Below are 4,420 nucleotides of genomic sequence, written 5' to 3' on the forward strand. Positions count from 1 at the left end.
TTTTTTTCAAGCGGAGGCCGGCAGACGGGGTTCGCCTTACGGTGGAGCTGTGCGTAGATGTGATCAAGAGACAGGCGGCGCGGGCAGGTCCCGCGCGGCCGCAACGGCGGCATCGATCCGGCCCCCCATGTCGGGCGCGGCATCCTCTCCGATGATCCGGAGGTCGAAGCCGGATTCGCGCAGGGCGTCCTCGATCTGGCCGGGCAGTTCGGGCCGGCCGTCCAGCGTTCCGGCACGGTTGTTCATCACGAGTACGGCACGCATCATCCCGGTCCCCCAGCCTGTTCCAGCATGGCCAGCCGGGGCGGCAACGCGGCCCCGGACGGGATGGTTGCCCATCCCGCCCGCAGCGGTCCGGGGGGATCGGCTCCCCGGAGGATGCGGCGTCAGGCCGCCTGCGCCGCCTGCGCCATGGAGCGCAGCACGTAGTGCAGGATGCCGCCCTGGCGGTAGTACTCGACCTCGTCGGCCGTATCGACGCGGCAGAGCAGGGTGGTGCGGTGCTCGGTGCCGTCGGGGCGGTGGATCACCAGCGTCACGTCCATGCGGGGCTTGATCTCCTCCAGCCCCAGGATGTCGATGGTCTCCTCGCCGGTCAGGCCCAGGCTCTCGCGGGTCTCGCCGTTCTTGAACATCAGCGGCAGCACGCCCATGCCCACGAGGTTCGAGCGGTGGATGCGCTCGAAGCTCTCGGTGATCACGGCCTTCACGCCCAGCAGGAAGGTGCCTTTCGCCGCCCAGTCGCGGGAGGAGCCGGTGCCGTATTCCTTGCCGCCGAAGATCACCAGCGGCACGCCCTCGCTCTTGTAGCGCATGGCCGCGTCGTAGATCGGCAGCACGTCGCCGGAGGGCAGGTGCTTGGTGATGCCGCCCTCGATGCCCGGCACCATCTCGTTCTTGATGCGGATATTGGCGAAGGTGCCCCGCATCATGACCTCGTGGTTGCCGCGGCGGGCGCCGTAGCTGTTGAAGTCCGCCTGCCGGACCTGGTGCTCCAGCAGGTACTCGCCGGCGGGCGAGGCCTTCTTGATGGAGCCGGCGGGCGAGATGTGGTCGGTGGTGATCGAGTCACCCAGCTTGGCCAGGATGCGCGCACCCTCGATGCCGCCGCGCGCCTCGGGCTCCATCGTCATGCCCTCGAAATAGGGCGGGTTCTGCACATAGGTCGAGCCGGAGTTCCAGCGGTAGGTCTCGCTGTCCGCGTCGATCTTGATCGCCTGCCACTGCGCCGTGCCCTCGAAGACATGGGCATAGCGCTCCTGGAACATCTCGCGCGTCAGGGACTGGGCGACGATCTCGTTGATCTCCGCCTGGGTCGGCCAGATGTCCTTCAGGAAGACGTCCTTGCCGTTCTTGTCCTGCGCGATCGGCTCCTTGGTGATGTCCCTGGTGATCGTGCCGGCCAGGGCATAGGCGACCACGAGCGGCGGGGAGGCGAGGTAGTTCGCCCGCACGTTCGGGTGGATGCGGCCCTCGAAGTTGCGGTTGCCGGACAGCACCGAGACCGCCACCAGCTTGTTGGCCTCGATCGCATCGACGATGTCGTCGCTGATCGGGCCGGAATTGCCGATGCAGGTGGTGCAGCCATAGCCCACGGTCTGGAAGCCGATGGCGTCCAGGTCCTCCTGCAGCTTGGCGCGGTTCAGGTAGTCGGTGACCACCTGGGAGCCGGGGGCCAGCGAGGTCTTCACCCAGGGCTTCGGCTGCAGGCCCAGCGCCCGCGCCTTGCGGGCGACGAGGCCGGCGGCGACCAGCACATAGGGGTTGGAGGTGTTGGTGCAGGAGGTGATGGCCGCGATCACCACGTCGCCATGGGCGATGTCATGGTTGGCGTTGGCCACGCCGTGGCGCTTCGTGACGTCGGCGTTCGGGTTGCCGGACAGGCCCGGCAGCTCGCGCAGGAAGGCCGGGGCGGCGTCGCTCAGCAGCACGCGGTCCTGCGGGCGCTTCGGGCCGGCGATGGAGGGCTGCACCGTGGAAAGGTCCAGCTCCAGCGTGTCGGTGAAGACCGGGTCCGGCGTGCTGGTCTCGCGCCACATGCCCTGGGCCTTGGCATAGGCCTCGACCAGCTTGATGCGGCTTTCCTCGCGGCCCGACAGGCGGAGATAGTCCAGCGTCACGCTGTCCACGGGGAAGAAGCCGCAGGTCGCGCCGTATTCCGGGGCCATGTTGCCGATGGTGGCGCGGTCGGCCAGCGGCAGCTGGTCCAGGCCCTGGCCGAAGAACTCGACGAACTTGCCGACCACGCCCTTCTTGCGGAGCATCTGCGTGACCGTCAGCACCAGGTCGGTGGCGGTGACGCCCTCGCGCAGCTTGCCGGTCAGGCGGAAGCCGATCACGTCGGGGATCAGCATGGCGATGGGCTGGCCGAGCATGGCGGCCTCGGCCTCGATGCCGCCGACGCCCCAGCCCAGCACGCCCAGGCCGTTCACCATGGTGGTGTGGCTGTCGGTGCCATAGCAGCTGTCCGGATAGGCGTAGGCGGTGCCGGCCTCGGAACGGGTCCAGACGACCTGCGCCAGATGCTCCAGGTTCACCTGGTGGCAGATGCCCGAGCCCGGCGGCACGACGCGGAAGTTGTCGAAGGCGGCCTGGCCCCAGCGCAGGAACTCGTAGCGCTCGCCGTTGCGCTCGTACTCGATGTCCACGTTCTTCTGCAGCGCGTCGGCGCGGCCGGCGACATCGACCATCACCGAGTGGTCGATCACCAGGTCGACCGGCACCAGCGGGTTCACGCGGCGCGGCTCGCCGCCCAGCTTCAGGATGCCGTCGCGCATGGCGGCGAGGTCCACCACCGCGGGAACGCCGGTGAAGTCCTGCATCAGGATGCGCGTCGGGCGGAAGGGCACCTCGCGCTCGCTATGCGCGTTCTCCAGCCAGCCGGTGAAGGCCTTGGCGTCCTCGACGGTGTAGGCGCGGCCGTCCTCGAAGCGCAGGACGTTCTCCAGCAGCACCTTCAGGCTGTTGGGGAGGCGGGAGAAATCGGTGCCCAGCGCCTTCCCGGCCTCGGGCAGGCTGAAGTAAGTGTATTCCTTGCCATCCACCGAGAGAGTGCGGCTGGTCTTCAGACTGTCCTGCCCGATCATTCGCATGGCGCGTAAAACCCCTGCTTGACGTTGGTGACGGTTAACCGGCTTGAAGCATGGCGGCCGGTGCGGGTCCAGGGGGACCGCGGGACCAGTCATGAGGTGGGAGCCGTGCTGACGGCGGAAAAGCTGCATTTGCGCCGTGGGGGCCATGACGTGGTTGCCGATTTGGACTTCACTGTGAGTCCTGGCGAAGCGATAGTAATTCTCGGTCGCAATGGGGCGGGCAAGTCCTCGCTTCTTCGCGCCCTGGCCGGGCTGCTGCGCCCGGCCGGGGGGCGTGTGGCCTGGGATGGCGCCGACATCGCCGCCGATCCCGCCGCCCATGCCCGGCGCCTGCGCTGGGTCGGGCATCTTGATGCCGCCAAGCCCTCCCTCTCCGTGCGGGAGAACCTGGAGTTCCTGGCGCGGCTCCTGGGTGGGTCGGTGCCGGCGGCGCTGGACGCCCTGGCGCTGAACGCCATCGCCGAGCAGCCGGCCCGCGCCCTGTCCTCCGGCCAGAAGCGCCGCCTCGCCCTGGCGCGGCTGGCGCTCTCGCCTGTTCCGCTCTGGCTGCTGGACGAGCCGACGGTGGGGCTGGACACGGCCTCCGTCGCGCGGCTCGGCCCGCTGCTGGCGCGGCACCGGGCGGCGGGCGGCATGGTCCTGGCCGCCACGCACCTGCCGCTTCCCTTGCCGGAGATGCGGGAGATCACGCTGTGACCGGGACCTGTCCGATCGCGGGGAAAAGGCGGTGAAGCCCTGGCTTGCCGTGCTGTCGCGGGAATTGCGCCTCGCGCTCCGCCACCCGGGCGATGCACTGGCCGCAATGCTGTTCTTCCTCGTGGTCTGCTCTCTCTTCCCCTTCGGCGTCGGCCCAAGTCCGGAGGCCCTGGCGCGCCTCGCACCCGGCGCGCTGGTGGCGGCCGGGCTTCTGGCCGCGCTGCTGCCGCTGGACCGGCTCTTCGGAGCGGAGGCCGAGGATGGCTCGCTCGACCTGCTGCTGCTGTCCGGGCTTTCGCCGGCCGCCCTGGCGCTGGCCAAGGCCGCCGGCCATTGGCTGACCACCGGCCTGCCGCTGGTGGTGGCGGTGCCGCTGGCCGGCGCCATGCTGAACCTTGATCCCGCGGCCTGGCCCGCCGCCTGCGCCGCCCTGGCCCTGGCCGGGGTGGTGCTGTCGCTGCTCGGCACGCTCGGCGCGGCGTTGACGCTGGGCGCGCGGCGCGGCGCGGCCCTGCTGCCCATCCTGGTGCTGCCCCTGTCCGTGCCGGTGGCGATCTTCGCCGCCGCCGCCATCGAGGCCGCCACCGCCCTGTCTCTTGATCACATCTACGCACAGCTCCACCGTAAGGCGA

4 protein-coding genes are annotated in these 4,420 nt (G+C 69.7%); 2 read left to right on the forward strand and 2 right to left on the reverse strand.

Features of this window, described 5'->3' with window-relative positions; all coding sequences use genetic code 11:
* Positions 1–63: 63 nt before the first annotated feature.
* Both ROTAS13_RS20055 and acnA read right to left on the reverse strand, forming a co-directional pair.
* Positions 64–267 carry a hypothetical protein gene (locus ROTAS13_RS20055; protein ID WP_075823213.1) on the reverse strand — a complete coding sequence of 68 codons (204 nt, stop codon included), beginning with the start codon at positions 265–267 and terminating at the stop codon, positions 64–66.
* Positions 268–386: 119 nt separating this feature from the next.
* Positions 387–3,092: an aconitate hydratase AcnA gene (gene acnA / locus ROTAS13_RS20060; RefSeq protein WP_026033211.1), complete on the reverse strand. Its 2,706-nt coding sequence runs from the start codon at positions 3,090–3,092 to the stop codon at positions 387–389.
* Between the two features lie 105 nt (positions 3,093–3,197).
* Between acnA and ccmA the strand changes: the two genes are divergently transcribed.
* Together ccmA and ccmB are read left to right on the forward strand one after the other, a co-directional pair.
* Positions 3,198–3,788: a heme ABC exporter ATP-binding protein CcmA gene (ccmA, locus tag ROTAS13_RS20065; RefSeq protein ID WP_075823214.1), complete on the forward strand. Its 591-nt coding sequence runs from the start codon at positions 3,198–3,200 to the stop codon at positions 3,786–3,788.
* Between the two features lie 31 nt (positions 3,789–3,819).
* On the forward strand, positions 3,820–4,420 hold a 601-nt coding region (gene ccmB, locus ROTAS13_RS20070; RefSeq protein WP_075823215.1), incomplete at its 3' end, for a heme exporter protein CcmB.

Origin of the sequence: Roseomonas sp. TAS13, from assembly GCF_001950415.1 — a bacterium.
In the GTDB taxonomy this organism is placed as follows: domain Bacteria; phylum Pseudomonadota; class Alphaproteobacteria; order Acetobacterales; family Acetobacteraceae; genus Roseomonas; species Roseomonas mucosa.